We start from the raw sequence: 19,524 nt of genomic DNA, 5'->3' as shown, positions 1-19,524 counted from the left end.
CGTCGTCGTCAGCGGTGGAGCGGTCAGGCGGTCTGGGGCACCGCCCGGGCGTCGCCCGTGGGCTCGGTCGGCTTCGCGAGACCGGTCGCCTCGTCCTCGACCGTCTTGGCGTGGCGCAGGCCGAGCAGCGAGAGCACGAGCAGCAGGGCCGCTCCGACGAAGGAGGCGATGCCGGCCCAGAGGGCGATCGTGCCCATGGTGCCGAAGGCGTAGGCGTTGAGCAGCAGGCCCCGGAGCGTGTTGCCCATGAAGAGGCTCTGGCGGAGGTCGCCGAGGGCCGTGACCTGGGCCGGGTCCGCGTTCGGGTCCTTGACGGCCAACATGTACTCGGCGGACACCTCCGAGTACGTCTTGTTGTTCGCCTGGGTGTTCATGTGCACGAGGATGTAGTGGTCGGCGAAGGCCTTGGCCTGGGCGCCGTTCTCCATCTTCTGGCCGGCGTACTGCAGCAGGGCGTCCTTCTGGTCCTGGGTCTCGAGCGCGGCGGCGGCCGGCATCGTGATGTTCTGCTGGCTCAGCTGCTCCTTGACGTTGTTGGCGACGAAGCTGCTCGCGTAGATCAGGAGCGCGCCGGCCACCGCCAGCACGACGGCCATGATGAGGCCCGTCCACGAGATCAGCCGGTCGAGTGTCTTGCGCATCATGTGCTTCTTTCATCGGATGGGATGTCGGTTTCCCCAACACCGCCAAACTACTACCGCATGTAGTAGATAAGTTGCCGGTTCAACGATGTCTGACCGAGATCTGGGTCACAGAGGTCGTCGAGGTGGATCCCAGTCACCTCTCAGGGGATTCACAGTGGGAACACGCGCTCCAGGCCGCTCGTTCACCCGACATGCACAACCACTTCAACGGGCTCAAGACGGCCGCGCTCTTCGGCGGCATCTGGGCCCTGCTGCTCGGGATCGGCGCGCTCGTCGGTGGCGGGCGCTTCATCTGGTTCTTCGCGCTGATCGGCGTCGCGATGACGTTCTACGGCTACTGGAACAGCGACAAGCTCGCGATCCGGGCCATGCACGCCTACCCGGTCTCCGAGGCGCAGGCGCCGGCGATGTACCGCATCGTGCGCGAGCTCTCGACGGCAGCCGGCAAGCCGATGCCGCGCCTCTACATCAGCCCCACCCAGGCGCCGAACGCCTTCGCGACGGGCCGCAACCCGTCGAACGCCGCGGTCTGCTGCACCGAGGGCATCCTCGGCCTGCTCGACGAGCGCGAGCTGCGCGGCGTGCTCGGTCACGAGCTCATGCACGTCTACAACCGCGACATCCTCACCAGCTCGGTCGCCGCCGCGGTTGCCGGCGTCATCACCTCGATCGGCCAGATGCTGATGTTCTCGAGCATCTTCGGCGGCGGTGGCTCCGACGAGGACCGCCCCAACCCGTTCGCGCTGCTCGCGATGAGCCTGCTCGCGCCGATGGCCGCGATGATGATCCAGATGGCGATCAGCCGCACCCGCGAGTACGACGCCGACGAGGACGGCGCGAAGCTGACCGGTGACCCGCTCGCTCTCGCCTCTGCCCTGCGCAAGCTCGAGTCCGGCGTCGCCCGCGCACCGCTCGCACCCTCCCAGGACATCGTCAACGCGAGCCACATGATGATCGCGAGCCCCTTCCGGGCGCAGGACGTCACCCGGTTCCTCTCGACGCACCCGCCGATGGACCAGCGCATCGCGCGCCTCGAGAGCATGGCCGGCGGTCCGCTCCACCGCTGACCGGGCGGGGTCGACACGACGAGGGGGCAACCCCGGCGACGGCGGGCCCGTCGATCTGGCAGGCTCGCCCCTATGCGCAGTCTCACCCTGGCCGAAGCCCGCGAGCGATCCTCGCTGATCACCGTCACGTCGTATGCCGTCGAGCTCGACCTCGACCAGGGGTCGGAGGTCTTCGGCTCGCGCACCAGCGTCCGGTTCACGTGCGCCGAGCCCGGCGCGGACTCGTGGATCGACCTCAAGGCCCGCTCGGTCGAGACGATCTCGCTCAACGGCGAGTCGCTCGACCCGGCCGGCGTCGTCGACGGCCGCCTCCCACTGGCGGGACTGGCCGCCGACAACGAGCTCGTCGTGGCCGCGACCATGGCCTACAGCCACGACGGGCAGGGGCTGCACCGGGCCACCGACCCCGCCGACGACCTCGACTACGTCTACGGCCACCTCTTCCTCGACGCCGCGCCGAGCGTCTACGCCTGCTTCGACCAGCCCGACCTCAAGGCGCCCTACGACGTCATGGTCCACGCGCCCCTCGACTGGACGGTCATCGGCAACGGCGCCGCCTCCGAGGCGGGCGCCGGCACGTGGAGCCTCGCCACGACGAAGCCGCTCGCGACGTACTTCATGACCGTGTGCGCGGGACCGTACGTCTCCGTCCACGACGAGCACGACGGCATACCCCTGGGCCTCCACGCGCGGGCCTCGCTGCGCGAGCCGCTCGAGCGGCACGCGGCCGAGCTCTTCGACGTGACGAAGCGGTCGTTCGACTACTTCCACGGGCTCTTCGGCATCCGCTACCCGTTCGGCGAGTACCACCAGGTCTTCGTGCCGGAGTTCAACGCCGGCGCGATGGAGAACCCCGGCTGCGTGACCTTCCGCGACCAGTACCTCTACCGCGGTGCAGCGACGCGCGACGAGCTGCTGACCCGGGCCAACACCGTCAGCCACGAGATGTCGCACATGTGGTTCGGCGACATCGTGACGATGAAGTGGTGGGACGACCTCTGGCTCAACGAGTCGTTCGCCGAGTACATGTCGCACCGGTGCCTCGTCGACGCCACCGAGTACACCGACGCGTGGGTCGACTCCTCGATCGTGCGCAAGGTGTGGGGCTACGGCGCCGAGCGCTCCCCGTCGACCCACCCCGTCGCCGGCGTCGAGGCGCTCGACGCGCAGAGCGCGCTGCAGAACTTCGACGGCATCTCGTACGCCAAGGGCGCGGCCACGCTGCGCCAGCTCATCGCGTACGTCGGTGACGACCAGTTCATCGCCGGCGTCCGCGCCTACCTGAACGACAAGTCCTACGGCAACGGCACGCTCGCCGACTTCCTCGCCGCGATCGAGACCGCGAGCGGCAAGGACCTCGAGGCCTGGTCGCGGGCCTGGCTGCTGACGGCCGACCGCGACACGATCTCGGTCGACGTCGAGGAGCAGGCAGGCGTCGTCGAGTCGGCCGTCGTGCGCCGCGAGGCGCCGGCGGACCGGCCGGCCGACCGCCCGCACGCCTTCGACGTCGCGGGGTGGACCGACGGACGCGAGCTCGGTCGTGTCATGGCCACCGTCACCGGACCCGAGACCACCCTCGCCGGGCTCGAGGGGACCCCGGAGCCCGCCGTCGTCGTGCCCAACGCGTCCGACCTGACGTGGGCTCGCGTACGCCTGTCCGACGCCACCGTGGCCGCGCTGCCGTCCCAGCTCGGCCAGATCCCCGACGAGCAGGCCCGCGCCGTCGTGTGGTCCGCGCTCATCGACGGCGTGCACGGCGCGACGGTCTCGCCCGAGGCCTTCCTCGACGTCTTCGACGCCGCGTGGCCGCTCGAGGCGAACTCCTCGATCCTGACCCGGGTCGCGGCCTACGCCGAGCACCGGATCGTGCCGTACTTCGTGCCGCGCGAGTCGCAGGAGGCGGCCATGGCCCGTCTCAACCGGGCTGCGGTGGGGCTGCTCGAGCGGGCCACGGCCGGCACGACCGAGTCGCTCGCCGCGGCCCGCCTCGTCGCCGGCACGAGCGACGACGAGGCCCTGCTGCGCGCGTGGGCCGACGGTCAGGGTCTGCCGGCCGGACTCGAGGACGACGGTGACTTCCGCTGGATCGTCGTGCGCAACCTCGCGGCGCGCGGGCTGATCGGGGTCTCGGAGGTGGAGGCGTTCCGCGCCAAGGACGACACCCTCCAGGGCGGCCTCAACGCGCTGATGTGCCGGGCGAGCCTGCCCGATGCGGAGGCCAAGGCCTGGGCGTGGGAGCAGCTGACCGGCCGCGAGGGCCGCTCCAACTACGAGATGGTCCATCTCGCGCGCGGCTTCTGGGTCGCGCCCGGCGCGGCCCTCGTCGCCGACTACGTGCCGCGCTACTTCACGGACGTCCCGGCGATGTCGGCCTGGGTCGGGGAGGACGCCCTGTCGCGCGTCGTCCTCGTCGCCTTCCCGCGGGTCTTCGACGACGAGACGGCACGGCTCAGCGCCGCGGCCATCGCGCGTGACGACCTCACCCCCGCGGTCCACCGCTCTCTCGTCGACGCCGACGCCGAGCTGCGTGAGGCCCTCGCGTCGCGGGCGACGTTCGGCGCGGCCGTCTGACCGCGGTGGGCGTCCCGACCCGCGACGAGCTCCCGGACGTCGTCCGCGACGTGTGCGGCTCTCATCTCGCGCTCCTCGACGAACGCCTGCCGGGGCTGCTCGACGGTCTCCACCTCCACGGCTCGATCGGGTTCGACGGCGAGTTCCACGGCGGCAGCGACATCGACTTCGTCGCGATCACCACTCGCCGCCCCACCGAGGCGGACGTCGAGGTGCTCCGGGAGGTCCACGGCGAGCTGGCCCGGCGCTGGCCCGAGCCCGACTACGACGGCTTCTACGTTCTCGAGAGCGACCTGGCCGGCGCTCCGGGCGACGTGCCCGAAGGACCTGGCGTCCTGCACCAGTGGTTCGACGTCGGCACCCACTGCGACCTCAAGGAGATCACGTGGCGCGAGCTGCGTGACCACGGGATCACGCTGCGCGGCAAGCACATCCGTGACATCGCGATCGCGAGTGACGACACCGCGCTGCACGACTCCACCCGCGAGAACCTCGACACCTTCTGGCGCTCGCAGCTCGAGGCGATGGAGCACCACCCGCGGGAGGCGTCCTTGCCCCAGGCCGCCGAGTGGGGTGCCCTGGGGGCGCCGCGGCTCGTCCACCTGCTCGTCACCGGCCAGCCCACGTCGAAGTCGGGGGCGGGTCGGTGGGCACGCGAGGCATACCCGCACCACCGCGAGATCGTCGAGGAGGGCCTCCGGGTGCGGGAGCGTCCCGACGACCCGTCGACGTATGCCACCGACCCCGGTCGTCGTCGCCGTGACCTCATCGCGTTCATGACGGAGGTCATCGCCGACGGCGTCGCACTCACGGAGCCCGCCGATCGGTGAGCCGGGTGTCCCGGGGCGGGTGGGTCGTCGAGCGGGCCGACGTCACGTCGGCCGAGTCGGCGATCTTGCTGCGCGACTACCTCGTCGACGTCAGCGACCGGTGGTTCCGGCTGCACGAGGACCGCGACTCGACGCCCGAGGAGATCGAGCGGAGCCTCGCGGAGATGCCGAGCGACGACCTCGCGCCACCGACGGGAGCCTTCGTCGTCGCCCGGTCCGGGGCGCGGCTCGTCGGCTGCGCCGGTGTCCGACTCGTCCCGGGCCGGTCCGACGTCGTGGAGCTGAAGCGGATGTTCGTGCGACCCGAGGCGCGCGGGTCCGGACTGGCCGCGGCGCTGCTGGCCGCGGCGGAGGAGGCCGCGCGTGACCTCGGTGCGACGACGGTCCGGCTCGACACGCGCCTCGACCTCGTCGAGGCCCGCGCGCTCTACCTGCGGCGGGGCTACGTCGAGGTGCCGGCGTTCAACGACGGCGACTACGCCGAGGTCTGGTACGCCAAGCCTCTCCGCTGACCGCTGGTTCGTGGAGATCTTCCGGCACCAGGTGCCGAAGGATCTCCACGAACAGGTGCCCCGGACGCCGGGGCCGGCCCGGTCAGCGGTCGTAGGCCGTCGTGTGGTGTGGTTCGTAGAGCTGGATCTCGTCGGCTCCCGGGATCGCCAGCATGACGACGAGGCCGTAGCCGTGGTCCGTGGGCTCGGTCGTGAACACCGCTCCGCGCGCGGTGAGCTCGTCCATCGTCGAGCGCAGGTCGTCGCACATGAGCGAGATCGCATGGTGCCGCGGCGCCGACCACGTCGACCCCTCAGGCCCGCGCGTCGGATGCACCCCGAGCTCGCTCGGGCCGGTCCCGAAGATGAGCCAGGCGTTCGTGTCGTCGGCGCCGTCCGAGCCGTCGTCGGTCACGCAGGGCCACTGGAGGACGTCGCGGAAGAAGGCGCGCGTCGCCGCTGCGTCGTCGGAGTACACGAGGTTGTGCACGGCAGTGATCATGGACGGGACGCTACGCCGATGAGGCACGCGACGGCATACCCGTGTCCGCGGTGGCCGAGGGTCGCGTTTGTGCCTCCGCCCGTGACGGGGCCTCCCCTGTCACTCCGCGGTGGACTCCCGGCACCAGGCGCCGGCGAACCACCGCGATAGCGGGGTTAGGGGTGCCCGAGGTCACCAGGGGCTGGGCTCGTAGTCCTTGACGAAACAGCCGTAGAGGTCCTCGCCGGCCTCGCCGCGCACGATCGGGTCGTAGACGCGGGCGGCGCCGTCGACGAGGTCGAGCGGGGCGTGCCAGCCCTCGGCGGCGATGCGCAGCTTCTCGTCGTGCGGGCGCTCGTCGGTGATCCAGCCGGTGTCGACGGCCGTCATGAGGATGCGATCGGTCTCGAACATCTCGCCCGCGCTCGTGCGGGTCATCATGTTGAGGGCGGCCTTGGCCATGTTCGTGTGTGGGTGGCCGGGCCCCTTGTAGCGGCGGGAGAACTGCCCCTCCATGGCGGACACGTTGACGACGTAGGCCCGCCGTGCGCCGCCCGCGACCGCGGCCCGCATCGCCGGCCGCAGACGCGAGACGAGGATGAAGGGCGCCGTCGAGTTGCACAGCTGCACCTCGAGCAGCTCGAGCGGGTCGACCTCCTCGACCTTCTGCGTCCACGAGTTGGTGCGCTGGAGGTCGGGCAGCAGACCGCCGGCGTCGACGGCGGTGCCGGCCCGGTGGGCCTCGAGGCTCGCGTGCCCGGCGGTCAGGGCCAGGGCTGTCATCGACGCGGCCGTCTGGGCCGCGATCGCGTGCTCGACCGACTCGCCGTCGTGGTGGGCGATCGCGTGGGTGCCGAGCGCCCCGGCGATCGAGGCCGGGTGCGCCTCGCTGATCCGGTCGAAGGTCACCATCTCGGGCAGGGCCACGCCGTCGGGCAGCGGAGCCGACTCGAGCTCGACGAGGTTGCTGTAGGCGCCGGGGGAGCGGCGCACCGTCTGGGCGGCGTTGTTGATGAGGATGTCGAGCGGGCCGGCCGCGCTGACCTCGTCGGTCAGGGCCACGACCTGGGTGGGGTCGCGCAGGTCGATGCCGACGATCTTGAGCCGGTGGATCCAGTCGGCCGAGTCCTCCATGGCGGAGAAGCGGCGCATCGCGTCCTTGGGGAAGCGCGTCGTGATCGTCGTGTGGGCGCCGTCGCGCAGCAGGCGCAGCGCGATGTACATCCCGATCTTCGCGCGGCCCCCGGTGAGCAGGGCGCGCTTGCCCGTGAGGTCGGTGCGCTGGTCACGCTTCGCGTGCGAGCGAGCCGCGCAGTCCGGGCAGAGCCAGTGGTAGAACGCGTCGACCAGCGTGTAGTCGGTCTTGCAGATGTAGCACCCGCGCGGGTTGATGAGCTCACCGGCGAAGGCGCCGGCTGCGTTGGAGACCAAGGGGATTCCCTTGGTCTCATCGTCGATCCGCATGGGGGATCCGGTGGCCGTCGACTCGATGACCTGCCGGTCGGCCTTGCGCTCGGCCCACGTCTTCGCGTTGCGCCGGTCCTTCTTGAGCCGCTTGTACATCAGCGAAGCGGCCCGCTTCAGGGTCTCGAAGTCCGGGTCGTCGATCTCGAGCGAGGGCGCCAGGGCCAGCACACGCACCGCAGTCGCGACGTCCTCGGGGTCGAGGTGCACGACGGCAGCGGGGTCCAGCTCGTTCTCGGTCTCACTCACCGCGCAAGGGTACGCGGGCTGCTCGCTCCGCCCCCAATCCGCGGTCCCGGCCCGGAGACAGGGTATGCCGCCGGGCCGGCGACCGTCCGAGCCACCGGGAGCGTGGTGGTGGGGACGGGCGCGTGCCCGACGGCATACGAGACCGGGGAGGTTGGCCTCGCCCGGGTCACGTCCAGCGTGTCGTCACCCTGTCCGTGACCCGGCGCGAAGTGGAGGGGTCAGTTCGAGCTGGCCGGCTTGACCGCGAGCGTGACGGGGACGTCCTGGCGGGCGCCGCCCCGGATCACCGTGAGCGTGGTCTTGTCGCCGGCCGTCATCTCGCGGATCTGGGCGACGAGGGCCGTCGCGGAGTCGATGCGCTGACCGTCGACCGCGATGATGACGTCGCCGTTCTTGATGCCGGCGTTCGCGGCGGGCGTCCCGCCGTTGACGGCTACGACCTGGGCGCCGGCACGCTTGGCGCTGCCGTCGGAGACCACCGTGTCGCGGGTGCTGACCCCGAGGAACGCGTGCTGGGCCTTGCCGCTCTTGATGAGCTGGTCGGCGATCGACTTGGCCTCCTTGACGGGGATGGCGAAGCCGATGCCGATGTTGCCGCTCTGGCTGCCGCTCGAGCTCTGGCCCAGCGACGCGATCGAGCTGTTGATGCCGATGAGCTCGCCCTTGGCGTTGACGAGCGCGCCACCGGAGTTGCCCGGGTTGATCGCGGCCGACGTCTGGATGGCGTTCGTCACGACCTCGTCGCCGGACGTCTGCTGCTGACCGAGGGGCGACTCGCTCGCCGTCCCGGTGCTGACCGGACGGTTGAGCGCCGACACGATGCCCGTGGTGACGGTGCCCGACAGGCCGAGCGGGTTGCCGACGGCCATCGCCGGGTCGCCGACCTTGAGGGCCTCGGAGTCCCCGAGGGTGATCGGGGTCAGGTCGCTCGGTCCGTTGGTCAGCGTGATGACGGCGAGGTCGGTCGAGGGGTCCGTGCCGACGATGGTCGCGCCGTAGGTGCGCCCGTCGTTCAGCGTCACGGTGATGGCGCCGTTGCCGGTCGCGTCGCCGACGACGTGGTTGTTGGTCAGGATGTGGCCGCTCTTGTCGAAGACGACGCCGGAGCCGGCTCCCGACCCCTGCTGGGTCGTGACGTTGATGCTGACGACGCTCGGCGTCACGGCGGCGGAGACCGCGGTCCAGTCGGGAGCGGTGGCGTTGCCCTGCACGACCGTCGGCGAGGAGCCCTGGTTCTGGTTCGTCGTCGACGTGGTGGACGTCGTCGCCGCGGCGGTGCCCTGGTCGCCGAGCTGCGTGACGGCATACGTGCCACCGCTCGCGAGGACGGCTGCGAGCAGCGCGACGCCGATGGTCTGGCCGACGCGGCTCTCGCGCTTGGGCGCCGGACGGCTGCCCTCACCCAGGGGCGGCGTCGGCGGGGCCGGCGGCGCGGGTGGTGCGGACTGGCTGTAGTAGCTGCCCTGCGGGATCTGCTGGGTGTGGTCCTCAGGTGCCAGGGTCATGGCTCCTCCTCGCTCTGGTCTGTTGTCTCCATGACATCGGCCCAGCTTTGGATGACGTTGTGGTGTTCCTAGGAATCCGCTGTGCCTTGGGACGACCGATGGTGACGTGGCTCACTCGTGGCCCGGGTGATCGGGAGCTCGACGACGACGGTGGCTCCACCGCCGGGAGTCTCGTCGACCCGGACCGTGCCGTCGTGGGCCTCGATGATCGCGTGGACGATGGCCAGCCCGAGCCCGTTGCCACCGCCCTGGCCACGGCTGCGGCTGCGGTCGGCGCGGTAGAAACGCTCGAAGACGCTCTGCCGGTCCGCCTCGGGGATGCCCACGCCGTGGTCGCGCACGTGGAGGGCGACGTGGGCGACGTCGACGCGCCCGACGAGGATCTCGATCGAGGTGCCCTCGGGGGTGTGGATGCGCGCGTTGGTGACGAGGTTGGTGACCACCTGGCGCAGCTGCTGCTCGTCGGCCTCGAGCTCGGTCGGCTCGATGGGCCCGTTGATGCCGGTCGCGACGACGTGCCGGACGGGCGCGATGGTCCGGGCGTCCTGCGCGGCGTCGGCCGCGAGAACGGCGAGGTCGACCGTCTGCAGCTCGAGCGGGCGTTCGCCGTCGAGCCTCGCGAGGGTCAGCAGGTCCTCGACGAGGCCGCTCATCCGGTGCGCCTCGGACTCGATCCTTCCCATCGCCCCGGTCACGGCGTCGGACGTCGGGAGAGCGCCCTGGCGGTAGAGCTCGGCGTAGCCGCCCACCGCCGCGAGCGGGGTGCGCAGCTCGTGCGAGGCGTCGGCGATGAAGCGGCGCATCTTCGCCTCGTTGGCCTCACGCACGGCGAAGCTCGCCTCGATGCGGGCGAGCATCGCGTTGAGCGAACGTGAGAGGGAGGCGACCTCGTCGTCGGTGTCGGGCACGTCGACACGCTGGGTGAGGTCGCCCACGGCGATCTGGGCCGCGGTGTCCTCGATCCGGGTCAGCGGCCGGAAGGTGCGGGCGACGAGGTACCAGCCGCAGACCCCGGTGAGCAGCAACGTGATGGCACCGATGCCGCCGGCATAGAGGAGGAACTGGTTGACCGTGGCCTCGAGGGGCCTCAGAGGCAGGGCCACGACGATGATGGCGCTGCCCGCATCGTTGGGACGAGCCAGTGCCAGCCACTGACCTTCGCCACTCGTCGAGCCGACCTCGAACGTCGTCGCGTTGATGACGTTCGGGTCGGTCATCTTCGGTACCGGGATCGCGGCGACCGCCGGCTCGACCAGGGCAGCCTCGCCGAGCGACTCGACCTTGCCGGTAGAGAGGTCGAGCACGCGTGCGGTGAAGTTCGTGGGCCTCTGTTCGCCGGTGAGCTGCAGCTCGGAGAGGTCGACCGAGGCGAGGCTCGTGGCGTACACCTCGAGCTCCTGCTCGGTCTGGTTCACGAGATAGGAGCGGAGCAGGGCGCTCACGACGAGCGCGGTCACGGCGAGGGCGGCCGCGACGAGGCCGAGCGTTACGCCGAGGAGGCGCCAGCGCAGCGGCATGGCCCGCAGGTGGCTCATCAGGGAACGCTCGCGCGGGGCTCCGTCGGGGCGGGGCGTGTCCCCCGCCGGGGCGGTCAGGTCGGCCATCCGGTCAGGAGGCGGTCAGCTCTGGGGGCACCCGGAGAACGTAACCCACGCCGCGCTTGGTGTGGATGAGCGAGGGGCCGTCGGCATCGATCTTGCGCCGGAGGTAGGAGATGTAGGACTCGACGATGCCGGACTCGCCGCGGAAGTCGTAGTCCCAGACGTGGTCGAGGATCTGCAGCTTGGAGAGCACCCGGTTGGGGTTGAGCAGCAGGTAGCGCAGCAGCTTGAACTCGGTGGGGGACAGGTCGATGATGCGGCCACCGCGGCGCACCTCGTGGCTGTCCTCGTTGAGCTCGAGGTCGTGGAAGCGGAGCGTGGCGCCGTCGTCGGCCTGCCCGCGGGTGCGGCGCAGGACCGCCCGGATGCGGGCGATGACCTCCTCGAGGCTGAACGGCTTGGTGACGTAGTCGTCCCCGCCCACGGTGAGGCCCTGGATCTTGTCGCCCGTCGCGTCGCGAGCGGTGACGAAGACGATCGGCTGCTGTCGGCCGCGGTCGCGCAGGCGACGGGTCACCTCGAAGCCGTCGACGTCGGGGAGCATGACGTCGAGCACGACGAGGTCGGGCTCGGACTCGGCGGCCATGGCGAGGGCGGTCGTGCCGTCACCGGCCGTCTCGACCTCGAAGCCGGCGAAACGGAGTGAGGTCGCGAGGAGCTCGCGGATGTTCGGCTCGTCCTCGACGACGAGCAGGCGAGCCTCGGGTGCCGCAGCTGTCTGGGTGTCCACGGTCCCAGTGTCAGGGTGTTCGCTGGGAGTTCGCTGGGAGTCGCGAATTCCTTTCGTGGGTGCGCGCCGGGTCAGCGCTTGCGGGCCTTGGCGAGGGCCTTCTTGAAGTCCTTGCCGCACATCGAGGCGCAGTCCTGCGCGCACAGTCGCTTGATCACCACGGGGCACCTCGTGCACCGCGGGCTGTCCTTGCAGCACGTGGACTTCGGCTTGAGCTTCGCCACGTCCTTGGCCTTGAGCTTGCCCACTCCGTCGATGCTAAAAAGGTAAGGCTTGCCTGACCTCATTGAGTCACGGGTTGAGACGGCCCCCGAGGCTCAGAGGTCGTCGGCGTCGACGATGCGGTACGCGTACCCCTGCTCGGCCAGGAAGCGCTGTCGGTGCGCGGCGAAGTCGGCGTCGACCGTGTCGCGGCTGACGATCGTGTAGAAGTGCGCGGTGCGCCCGTCACCCTTGGGGCGCAGGACGCGTCCGAGGCGCTGGGCCTCCTCCTGGCGCGAGCCGAAGGTGCCGCTGATCTGGATCGCGACGCTCGCCTCGGGCAGGTCGATGGAGAAGTTGGCGACCTTGCTGACGACGAGCGTCGTGATCTCGCCCGTGCGGAAGGCGTCGTAGAGGCGCTGGCGCTCCTTGACCGTCGTCTCTCCGGTGATGACCTCGGCACCGAGCCGCTCGGCCACCTCGTGGAGCTGGTCGAGGTACTGCCCGATGACGAGCGTCGGCTCGCCGGCGTGCTGCTCGGCCAGCGTCTCGACGACGGGGAGCTTGGCGTCGGAGCACGACGCGAGGCGGTAGCGGTCCTCGGGCTCGCTCACGGCATACGCGAGGCGCTGGCCCTCGGGCAGCGTGACGCGCACCTCGACGCAGTCGGCGGGAGCGATGTAGCCCTGGGCCTCGATGTCCTTCCACGGCGCGTCGAAGCGCTTCGGGCCGATGAGGCTGAAGACGTCGGCCTCGCGGCCGTCCTCACGCACGAGGGTCGCGGTGAGGCCGAGGCGGCGGCGCGCCTGCAGGTCGGCGGTCATCCGGAAGATCGGGGCCGGCAGCAGGTGCACCTCGTCGTAGACGATGAGGCCCCAGTCGCGGGCGTCGAGCAGGTCGAGGTGCGCGTAGGCACCCTTCCGCTTCGTCGTCAGCACCTGGTAGGTCGCGATCGTGACCGGGCGGATCTCCTTGCGCGCACCGGAGTACTCGCCGATCTCCTCCTCGGTCAGGGTCGTGCGTTTGATCAGCTCGTCCTTCCACTGCCGCGCGCTGACCGTGTTGGTGACGAGGATGAGGGTCGTCGCCTTGGCCGCGGCCATGGCGCCCGCGCCGACGAGCGTCTTGCCCGCGCCACAGGGGAGGACGACGACGCCGGAGCCGCCGTGCCAGAAGCCGTCGACGGCGTGCTGCTGGTAGGGGCGCAGGTGCCAGTCGGCCTGGTCGAGGTCGATGGGGTGGGCCTCACCGTCGACGTAGCCGGCGAGGTCCTCGGCGGGCCAGCCGACCTTGAGCAGCTCCTGCTTGAGGGTGCCGCGCTCGCTCGGGTGCACGACGACGGCGAGGTCGTCGAGGCGCTCGCCGGTCAGCGGCTTGATCTTCTTGTGCCGCAGCACCTCCTCGAGGACGGGCCGGTCGGTCGTGCGCAGCACGAGCCGGGTGCCCTCGGGGCTGTCGGCGAGCCCCTCCTTGGTGAGGGTGAGGCGGCCGTAGCGGTCCATCGTGTCGGCCACGTCGACGAGCAGCGCGTTGGGCACGGCATACCGGCTGTGGGTGATGAGGGCGTCGACGACCTGCTCGGCGTCGTGGCCGGCCGCGCGGGCGTTCCACAGGCCGAGCGGCGTGATGCGGTAGGTGTGCACGTGCTCCGGGGCACGCTCGAGCTCGGCGAACGGGGCGATGGCCCGGCGTGCGGCCTCGGCGTTCGGGTGGTCGACCTCGAGGAGGAGGGTCTTGTCGCTCTGGACGATCAGGGGTCCGTCATTCATCGTGTGGGGACAACTCCGAGCGTGGGTCGAGGTATTCCGCCGGGCCCCCCGTGAGCCGATACCTCGGCCCGGGCGCGGGGCGTGCTGGTGACAGTATGGGCGCATGCGATCCCCACAGGTCGAGGCGGCGACGGGGCTGCCCCCGAAGGTGACGATCTACGAGGTCGGTCCGCGCGACGGCCTGCAGAACGAGAAGACGATCGTCCCGGCCGCGACGAAGGTCGAGTTCATCCGCCGTCTCGAGGCCGCCGGGCTCGGCACCATCGAGACGACCTCGTTCGTCCCGGCGAGGTGGGTGCCGCAGATGGGTGACGCCGAGGAGGTGCTCGCCGGCCTCGGCGCCGACGGGCTCGGGCGCCGCCGTCCGGCCCTCGTGCCCAACGAGCGAGGCCTCGACCGCGCCGAGGAGCTCGGGCTCGGTGCGATCGCGATCTTCGGCTCGGCCACCGAGACCTTCGCGCAGAAGAACCTCAACCGGTCGGTGAGCGAGCAGTACGCCATGTTCGAGCCGGTCGTGAAGCGTGCCCTCGCTGACGGGATGTGGGTGCGCGCCTACGTCTCGATGTGCTTCGGCGACCCGTGGGAGGGTCCGGTGCCGATCGAGCAGGTCGTCGACACGGCCGAGCGGCTCATGGACCTCGGCTGCCACGAGCTGAGCCTCGGCGACACCATCGGCGTCGGCACGACGGGCCACGTCCACCGGCTCCTCGAGGCGCTCGACGCCCGCGGCATCGGCACCGACCGCATCGCCGTGCACTTCCACGACACGTACGGTCAGGCGCTCGCCAACACGATGGCCGCCCTGGGCGACGGCGTCTCGGTCGTCGACGCGGCCGCGGGGGGCCTGGGCGGCTGCCCCTACGCGAAGTCCGCGACCGGCAACCTCGCCACCGAGGACCTCGTCTGGGCCCTGCACGGCGCGGGCGTCGAGACCGGGGTCGACCTCGATGCACTCGTCGAGACGTCGGTGTGGATGGCGCAGCAGCTCGGCCGCCCGTCGCCGAGCAACGTCGTGCGCGCCCTCGCCGGCGCCTGACCCGCCCACGCGTCAGCCGGAGGGCTGGTCCTTGGTGAGGTGGAGCAGCCAGTCGCGGTCGGTCCGGATCAGGGCGTAGCGGCGTGACCCGGTCTGCCCGTGGAGCACGAAGACGATCCGGTGGTCGTCGCGGGACTCCTCCTCCCACCAGCCGGTGTCAGCGACCGACTTGTGCTCGTCGGTGTAGGTCAGGTGGTCCAGGTCGTGGTCGTCGACCGCGACGGCCAGGCGGTCGTGCCGGCTCGTCGTCGGCAGGCCCTTGGGCACCGCCCACGAGCGCAGGACGCCCTCCTCCTCGAGCCGCAGGTCGAAGTGCGGCCGCGGCTTCCGGTGGTCGTGGAGCACGTATGCCGGCCGGTGACCCCCGCGGACGTCGTTGCCTGCCAAGGCTGCTCAGCTCTCGAGCGTCGCGCCGGTGATGCGGTGGACCGAGAACGACTTCTCGTGGCCGGACTCGTCGGTGGCTCGGACGCGGCCGCCCTCGACCTTCTGCGGGTGGATGAGGTGGCGGCTCGTGGCTCCGTGGCCGTCGGAGTAGCCGATCCAGACGCCGTGCCGGTCGGCGACGGCGTCACGCAGCAGCGAGAGGGTCACGACGGGGTCCATCGCCTGGATGCGCGGTCCGGGTCGGGTCTCGTCCTCGACGCGGCGCTGGTCGGCGGTCGCCTCTGCCGCGCGCAGCCCGTCGACGAGCGACTGGGTGTAGGGCCGGTCGACCGGGGAGACCATCGGGCCGGGACCGCGGCGGCGTGAACCCGCCCGTCGGCGAGGTGTCTCGGCGTGGACGACGGCGCCGTCCTGCCCCTCGTGGACGGGGGCGAAACCGTTGTCGCGCAAGAGCTCGACGAGGACGCGCGGGTCCGCCGACGAGACGAGCACCGTCGGCGCGAGCCGCCGCAGCCGGAGAGGCGTGAGGTCGCGCGACGCGAGCATCGTGTCGAGCACGGCCTCGTCGTCGGACCGGATGTAGGCCGCCGCGCCGCCGATCCGGGTCTGGCCGTGCTTGCGCGCGACGTCGGCGACGAGGTACTCGAGCGGCTGCGGCACCGGGGTGCGGCTCGATCGGCGCACCGTCTCGGTGAAGTCGGCCGCGGTCCACCCGGCGTCGAGCGCGCGGCGCACCGACTCGGGGGTGAAGCGGTAGACGGTGGCGCCGCCGCGGGACTCGACGTCGGCGGCGAGGCGCATGAACGACCCGAGGCCGCCGACGAGCGGCCCGGGGGCGACGGCGGTGAGGTCGGCCTGGACGAGGATGTGGTCGACGGGCGAGGGCAGGTGGGCCGACATCGCCGCGGCGACGGCCTCGGCCACGGCTCCCGGCTCGGCCGACGTCTGCCCGTTCGAGGTGATGTCGGCAGCGCTGCCGCTCGCGCGATCACCTCGACCGCGGGCGGGGCGCCTGCCGTTCGAGGTGTTCGCGACACCCGCCTTGCTCGCGCCACCACCTCGAACCGGGGGTGCGGGCGGGGGGAGGAGCGGGGCGACGAGCGCACGGCCGGCCTCGGACAGGGCGCCGCGACCGGTCACGCCGAGCCACTCGCTCTCGCGCAGCACCGCCTCGACGGCCTCGTCGAGGACGGCGGCGGACCGGTTCGGCCGGCGCCACGCCAGGCGCTCGCGCAGCGAGGTGTGGTCGGCAGCGTGGCCCGGCTCGAGGGACGCGAGCTCGCGCAGCACCTCGCGGCGGATCGCACGGATGGCCGGCCACTGCACGTCGGGGCCGAGGGCGTTGGCCGGCCCGGTGCCCGTGCTGCGCCGACCGACGAGGTGTGGTGCTCGGGTCGACCCGAGCCAGGCCACGGCCAGCGTCGACCACCGGTGCCCGGCCTCGCTCGAGCTCCACTCGTCGATCTCGGACGTGGGGGCCCACACCGGCACGACCTCGCCGTCGTCGGCGACGAGCCCGGCGGCATACGCCAGCTCGACGACGAAGGCGCTGTGCTCGGGGTCGAGGTCGAGCGCCATCTGGGTGACGCGGAGGTCCCGCACCGACAGGCCGCCGGCGCGCAGCACCCGGGGTGGCTCGGCGCCCCAGGTCGCGGCCAGCTCGTCGAGGTGGGTCAGGCACTCGCTCGCGGCACCGCCGGCAGCTGCGTCGACGAGGGAGACGGGTCGGGCCTCGATGTCGGGCGGCGTCAGCTCGGCCGACCGGTGCAGGCGGCCTTGCCGCAGCACGAGCCCGACCTCGCGGGGGAGCGCGACGCGGTCGGTCGAGACGGGGACGAGCAGGTGGTGCTCGAGCAGCCACCGGGCCGTCGTGCGTCCGGGCGTGGCCGTGGGCAGCACGCCGAAGGCCGGCCCCCACGTCATCCGCTCGAGCATCGCCCGCGAGTCGTCGGGCGCCTCGGCGACGGCGGCCCGGATGTGGTCGGGGTCGGCGTGCTCGGGGAGCGACGAGGGCCGCAGCTCACGCATCGGCGCGCCGAGCCCGGCGACGGCCGTGCCGAGGACCTCGGGCACGGTGCGCACGACGTGGTCGCCGTCGGCGCCGCGCCAGAGCAGGGCCGACTGCCACAGGTCCTGCACGATCGCGTCGACGGTCGCGGCGTCGTCGGTGCCGAGCAGGTGCAGCAGCGTGCTGCGTTCGGCGGCGTCGCCCGCGACGACGACGGCCTCGAGCACCTGCAGGTGGCCCCGGTCGAGCGCCTCGACGGCGCGTTGCACGCTGGCCCGGGTGCCGGCACGGGCGGCGAGGCTCGTCAGGTCGGCCGGGGCGGGGCGCGCGAGATCCGGGCGCGCGAGCACGAGGTCGATGAGCTCTGCGTCGCTGCGACCGCGGATGTCGTCGGCGAGGCTCCGGCTCGATGTGGCCATCCTCCCAACCTACTGCCCGCACGCCGCGCCTCCGACTCGCGCCGGGGACGCGCCCGCTAGCGTTGCCCCCATGAGCGCGCTCTCACCGGCGACACCCGCCGAGAACGCCCCGGCGCACCCGACCGGGCAGCAGTGGACCATCGGGCACGGCCCGTTCGAGGCGACCGTCGTCGAGGTCGGGGGCGGCCTGCGCACGTTCACCCGTGACGGCGTCGACGTCGTCGCGGGCTACGCCGCCGACGAGACCTGCGCGTCCGGCCGAGGGCAGCAGCTCATGCCCTGGCCCAACCGGATCCGCGACGGGCGCTTCACGTTCGCGGGCACCGAGCACCAGCTGTCGGTCACCGAGGTCGCCCGTGGCAACGCGAGCCACGGACTCGTGCGCTGGGCGCTCTGGGAGCTCGTCGAGCTCGAGGACGACCGCGTCACCGTGGGCTACCGCCTGCACCCGCAGCCGGGGTGGGACCACTTCCTCGACCTGCGCACCACCTACCTGCTCGACGACTCGGGCCTCGTCGTGACGACGGCCGCCCGCAACGTCGGCCCGTCGGAGGCGCCCTTCGGCTACGGCGCCCACCCCTACCTCGCCATCGGCGAGACCCTGCTGCCCGACGTCGAGCTGCGCATCCCGGGGTCGACGTGGGTCGAGGTCGACGAGCGACTGCTCCCCGCCGCGAACCGTCCGGTCGACGGCGAGCCGTACGACTTCCGCGATCGCCGCCCCGTCGGCGAGGCGCGCCTCGACACCGCCTACACCGACGTCCTTCGCGACCCCGACGGCATGTGGCGCGCCACGGTGTCGGCCGCCGACCGCACGACGACGCTCTGGGCCGATGCCGCCTTCCCGTGGCTGCAGGTCTTCACCGCGATCGCCGAGGACCGCAAGGGCGAGGTCGGCATCGCCGTCGAGCCGATGAGCTGCCCGGCCGACGCCTTCAACTCCGGGCACGGACTCGTCGTGCTCGCCCCGGGCGAGGAGTGGACCGGCACGTGGGGCATCTCCCCGGCCTGACCCCGTCAGCCCGACCGGCCACGTGACGCCTCAGCGGTCGAGCAGCACGTCCGACGTCTGCTCGAGGGCCTGACGTGCGTAGCCCCGCCACATCCGGCCGACGAGCGGTAGGACGCGGGCGGCATACGTGCTCGTCGGGTGCAGCGTCCAGCTCCACGTCACCCGCACGCCCGTGCCCTCCGGCGCGAAGGCCCAGCGGCCGTCGACGTGTGAGACGAGCGGCTTGAACGCCCCGGTGAAGTCGGTGAGCACGTAGTCGAAGCGCTCGGGCCGCACGACCTCGGTCAGGCGCTCGCGCATCGTCCCGCCGTCGGCCAGGGCGATGGTCCGGGTCTGCCCGACCTCGCCCCACGGACCGGTCTGGTCGCGCACCTCGCGGATCGGCGGCAGCAGCCCGTAGCGCCGCGACATGAGGTCGGTCAGCGGGTGGGGGAGCAGGCGGTCGTAGGCGTCGGCGACCTCGACGGGCAGGGCGCGGGACGACTCGAGGTGCAGGGGCGTGGGCATGCCCCAGCGTAGGTCGGTCGGCCGGCGGTCGGGGCCTCGGCGCCTGCGCGGCGCGGAATCCGGCTTGCCCCGAGCCGTTAGGCTGGAGCGGAGCGCAAGGAGCGCCATCGAGTCGTGCCGTGACGCGGCCGACCGAGATCTGAACGAGGTGGACTGTGCCGACTGGCAAGGTCAGGTTCTACGACGCGGACAAGGGCTTCGGATTCATCTCCGAGGACTCGGGCGCGGACGTCTTCCTGCACGCGAACGCGCTCCCCGCGGGCGTCACGACCCTGAAGAAGGGCGTGCGTGTCGAGTTCGGCATCGTCGAGGGCCGCAAGGGTGCCCAGGCGCTGTCGGTCAAGGTGCTCGACCCGGTCCAGTCCGTCGCCGCCAACAAGACCGCACAGACCCGCAGGACGCCGGAGGAGCTCACCGTCATCATCGAGGACGTCGTGCAGCTCCTCGACGGCGTCGGCAACGGCTACCGCTCCGGACGCCGTCCCGACCGCAAGCTCGTCTCCAACGTCGCTCGCGCCCTGCGCGGCCTCGCGGACGAGCTGGAGAAGTGAG

Annotated in this window: 18 protein-coding genes; 7 read left to right on the top strand and 11 right to left on the bottom strand. The window is 71.8% G+C overall.

Annotated features, from left to right (window positions below):
* Positions 1 to 23 precede the first annotated feature (23 nt).
* Entirely contained in the window at positions 24 to 641 is a 618-nt protein-coding gene (locus AC1DW8_RS11615) for a hypothetical protein (protein WP_235508695.1), read from the bottom strand.
* A 194-nt stretch (positions 642 to 835) separates the two neighbouring features.
* Here AC1DW8_RS11615 and htpX point away from each other — a divergent pair, with 194 nt between their 5' ends.
* From htpX to AC1DW8_RS11595, 4 genes are all read left to right on the top strand, one after another.
* Positions 836 to 1,711, top strand: a complete 876-nt coding sequence (htpX, locus tag AC1DW8_RS11610; protein ID WP_056826345.1) for a zinc metalloprotease HtpX — start codon at positions 836 to 838, stop codon at positions 1,709 to 1,711.
* A 72-nt stretch (positions 1,712 to 1,783) separates the two neighbouring features.
* Positions 1,784 to 4,282 (top strand): aminopeptidase N, encoded by a 2,499-nt coding sequence (gene pepN, locus AC1DW8_RS11605; RefSeq protein ID WP_056826343.1) that lies wholly within the window; start codon positions 1,784 to 1,786, stop codon positions 4,280 to 4,282.
* 5 nt (positions 4,283 to 4,287) lie between these two features.
* Complete coding sequence (locus tag AC1DW8_RS11600) at positions 4,288 to 5,112, top strand: hypothetical protein (protein ID WP_478094139.1); 825 nt, start codon at positions 4,288 to 4,290, stop codon at positions 5,110 to 5,112.
* Positions 5,109 to 5,624, top strand: coding sequence for a GNAT family N-acetyltransferase (locus AC1DW8_RS11595; protein ID WP_478094137.1), 516 nt, complete (start codon positions 5,109 to 5,111; stop codon positions 5,622 to 5,624). Before AC1DW8_RS11600 ends, AC1DW8_RS11595 begins: the two co-directional genes overlap by 4 nt.
* Before the next feature lie 82 nt (positions 5,625 to 5,706).
* Here AC1DW8_RS11595 and AC1DW8_RS11590 read toward each other — a convergent pair whose 3' ends face one another.
* The 7 genes from AC1DW8_RS11590 to AC1DW8_RS11560 form a co-directional block, all read right to left on the bottom strand.
* Positions 5,707 to 6,105 (bottom strand): VOC family protein, encoded by a 399-nt coding sequence (locus AC1DW8_RS11590; RefSeq protein ID WP_056781440.1) that lies wholly within the window; start codon positions 6,103 to 6,105, stop codon positions 5,707 to 5,709.
* A 171-nt stretch (positions 6,106 to 6,276) separates the two neighbouring features.
* Positions 6,277 to 7,797 carry an SDR family NAD(P)-dependent oxidoreductase gene (locus tag AC1DW8_RS11585; RefSeq protein ID WP_056781437.1) on the bottom strand — a complete coding sequence of 507 codons (1,521 nt, stop codon included), beginning with the start codon at positions 7,795 to 7,797 and terminating at the stop codon, positions 6,277 to 6,279.
* A 218-nt stretch (positions 7,798 to 8,015) separates the two neighbouring features.
* Positions 8,016 to 9,302, bottom strand: a complete 1,287-nt coding sequence (locus AC1DW8_RS11580) for a S1C family serine protease (RefSeq protein WP_056781433.1) — start codon at positions 9,300 to 9,302, stop codon at positions 8,016 to 8,018.
* A 68-nt stretch (positions 9,303 to 9,370) separates the two neighbouring features.
* Complete coding sequence (locus tag AC1DW8_RS11575; protein WP_478094133.1) at positions 9,371 to 10,906, bottom strand: sensor histidine kinase; 1,536 nt, start codon at positions 10,904 to 10,906, stop codon at positions 9,371 to 9,373.
* 4 nt (positions 10,907 to 10,910) lie between these two features.
* Positions 10,911 to 11,633, bottom strand: coding sequence for a response regulator transcription factor (locus AC1DW8_RS11570; protein ID WP_056781427.1), 723 nt, complete (start codon positions 11,631 to 11,633; stop codon positions 10,911 to 10,913).
* A gap of 71 nt (positions 11,634 to 11,704) precedes the next feature.
* The gene (locus tag AC1DW8_RS11565; protein WP_478094131.1) at positions 11,705 to 11,881 is read right to left on the bottom strand and encodes a hypothetical protein; all 177 of its coding nucleotides are present in this window, start codon (positions 11,879 to 11,881) and stop codon (positions 11,705 to 11,707) included.
* A 69-nt stretch (positions 11,882 to 11,950) separates the two neighbouring features.
* Positions 11,951 to 13,603 carry a DNA repair helicase XPB gene (locus tag AC1DW8_RS11560; protein ID WP_056781424.1) on the bottom strand — a complete coding sequence of 551 codons (1,653 nt, stop codon included), beginning with the start codon at positions 13,601 to 13,603 and terminating at the stop codon, positions 11,951 to 11,953.
* 103 nt (positions 13,604 to 13,706) lie between these two features.
* Between AC1DW8_RS11560 and AC1DW8_RS11555 the strand changes: the two genes are divergently transcribed.
* Positions 13,707 to 14,639 (top strand): hydroxymethylglutaryl-CoA lyase, encoded by a 933-nt coding sequence (locus AC1DW8_RS11555; RefSeq protein ID WP_056781420.1) that lies wholly within the window; start codon positions 13,707 to 13,709, stop codon positions 14,637 to 14,639.
* Between the two features lie 12 nt (positions 14,640 to 14,651).
* On the opposite strand, the gene AC1DW8_RS11550 is transcribed toward AC1DW8_RS11555, so the two are convergent.
* Both AC1DW8_RS11550 and AC1DW8_RS11545 read right to left on the bottom strand, forming a co-directional pair.
* Complete coding sequence (locus AC1DW8_RS11550) at positions 14,652 to 15,026, bottom strand: DNA polymerase ligase N-terminal domain-containing protein (RefSeq protein ID WP_478094128.1); 375 nt, start codon at positions 15,024 to 15,026, stop codon at positions 14,652 to 14,654.
* Between the two features lie 6 nt (positions 15,027 to 15,032).
* On the bottom strand, positions 15,033 to 17,453 hold the full coding sequence (locus AC1DW8_RS11545) for a helicase-associated domain-containing protein (protein WP_478094126.1): 2,421 nt from the start codon (positions 17,451 to 17,453) through the stop codon (positions 15,033 to 15,035).
* A gap of 70 nt (positions 17,454 to 17,523) precedes the next feature.
* On the opposite strand from AC1DW8_RS11545, the gene AC1DW8_RS11540 reads away from it, so the two are divergent.
* Positions 17,524 to 18,465 carry an aldose 1-epimerase family protein gene (locus AC1DW8_RS11540; RefSeq protein ID WP_478094124.1) on the top strand — a complete coding sequence of 314 codons (942 nt, stop codon included), beginning with the start codon at positions 17,524 to 17,526 and terminating at the stop codon, positions 18,463 to 18,465.
* 30 nt (positions 18,466 to 18,495) lie between these two features.
* Here the strand turns inward: AC1DW8_RS11540 and AC1DW8_RS11535 are convergent, their stop codons facing one another.
* Entirely contained in the window at positions 18,496 to 18,972 is a 477-nt protein-coding gene (locus AC1DW8_RS11535; RefSeq protein ID WP_056826331.1) for an SRPBCC family protein, read from the bottom strand.
* A gap of 155 nt (positions 18,973 to 19,127) precedes the next feature.
* Between AC1DW8_RS11535 and AC1DW8_RS11530 the strand changes: the two genes are divergently transcribed.
* Entirely contained in the window at positions 19,128 to 19,523 is a 396-nt protein-coding gene (locus tag AC1DW8_RS11530) for a cold-shock protein (RefSeq protein ID WP_056781403.1), read from the top strand.
* The last annotated feature ends 1 nt before the right edge of the window (position 19,524 follow it).

Source organism: Terrabacter sp. P2_E3 (genome assembly GCF_056403915.1).
This window is presented reverse-complemented; position numbering and strand designations above follow the sequence as displayed.

Bases quoted from the DNA above. Each gene is read 5' to 3' on its own strand.
- AC1DW8_RS11545 (WP_478094126.1), bottom strand. From the start codon at position 17,453: ATGGCCACATCGAGCCGGAGCCTCGCCGACGACATCCGCGGTCGCAGC.
- AC1DW8_RS11555 (WP_056781420.1), top strand. From the start codon at position 13,707: ATGCGATCCCCACAGGTCGAGGCGGCGACGGGGCTGCCCCCGAAGGTG.
- AC1DW8_RS11580 (WP_056781433.1), bottom strand. From the start codon at position 9,302: ATGACCCTGGCACCTGAGGACCACACCCAGCAGATCCCGCAGGGCAGC.
- AC1DW8_RS11615 (WP_235508695.1), bottom strand. From the start codon at position 641: ATGCGCAAGACACTCGACCGGCTGATCTCGTGGACGGGCCTCATCATG.
- AC1DW8_RS11575 (WP_478094133.1), bottom strand. From the start codon at position 10,906: ATGGCCGACCTGACCGCCCCGGCGGGGGACACGCCCCGCCCCGACGGA.
- AC1DW8_RS11560 (WP_056781424.1), bottom strand. From the start codon at position 13,603: ATGAATGACGGACCCCTGATCGTCCAGAGCGACAAGACCCTCCTCCTC.
- AC1DW8_RS11535 (WP_056826331.1), bottom strand. From the start codon at position 18,972: ATGCCCACGCCCCTGCACCTCGAGTCGTCCCGCGCCCTGCCCGTCGAG.
- pepN (WP_056826343.1), top strand. From the start codon at position 1,784: ATGCGCAGTCTCACCCTGGCCGAAGCCCGCGAGCGATCCTCGCTGATC.
- htpX (WP_056826345.1), top strand. From the start codon at position 836: ATGCACAACCACTTCAACGGGCTCAAGACGGCCGCGCTCTTCGGCGGC.
- AC1DW8_RS11540 (WP_478094124.1), top strand. From the start codon at position 17,524: ATGAGCGCGCTCTCACCGGCGACACCCGCCGAGAACGCCCCGGCGCAC.
- AC1DW8_RS11590 (WP_056781440.1), bottom strand. From the start codon at position 6,105: ATGATCACTGCCGTGCACAACCTCGTGTACTCCGACGACGCAGCGGCG.